1 protein-coding gene is annotated in these 570 nt (G+C 38.4%); it reads left to right on the forward strand.

Annotated elements, in window-relative coordinates; genetic code table 11:
• Nucleotides 1–251, forward strand: a 251-nt coding sequence (locus F9856_RS12075; RefSeq protein WP_268933458.1) for a SpaA isopeptide-forming pilin-related protein, incomplete at its 5' end; no start/stop codon positions are given.
• Nucleotides 252–570 lie beyond the last annotated feature (319 nt).

The raw sequence follows: 570 nt of genomic DNA on the forward strand, positions 1-570 counted from the left end.
CTTATTATCTGAAAGAGGTCAAGGCTCCTGCAGGCTATATTCTAGCCCAAGATACGATTCCTTTTGAAATTACTTCGGATTCACATGTGTCTGAAATTGTTAAAATCAAGAACAAACCCGTTACACCTCCCGGTATTGAAATCCCATATACCGGAAATGCGGTGGTCATAGCGGTTTTATCGCTAGGCATTATTCTCTTCTTGCTAGGCTATCGTTTGGTCGCCTATAAGAAGGACGAGAAAAACAACTAACCCATCACTATGTTCTGCTAGATACACCTACCTGACCCATTTGTCAGTAGGTGTATTTTTCTGGAAAAAAGTATAACCGCCTAATAACAAGGTATCGTAAGCGCCCAATAACCAGGTATCTATCCAATAACTCATTCCTCCAGTATACTGTTATAAAAAACAAACTGGAGGATTTTTTATGTCACAGCCCATCGTCCCATTGACTATTCCCCAATCTCGCCGCTTTGAGAAGAAAAGTAGAAATGATGCTTATTCGATTTCAAAATCTAAACAAATCCATTTTCTATGTACAATACTTTTTATAGTTTCACTATCTAAC

It is taken from the genome of Streptococcus suis, from assembly GCF_016743335.1.
GTDB lineage: Bacteria > Bacillota > Bacilli > Lactobacillales > Streptococcaceae > Streptococcus > Streptococcus suis_Y.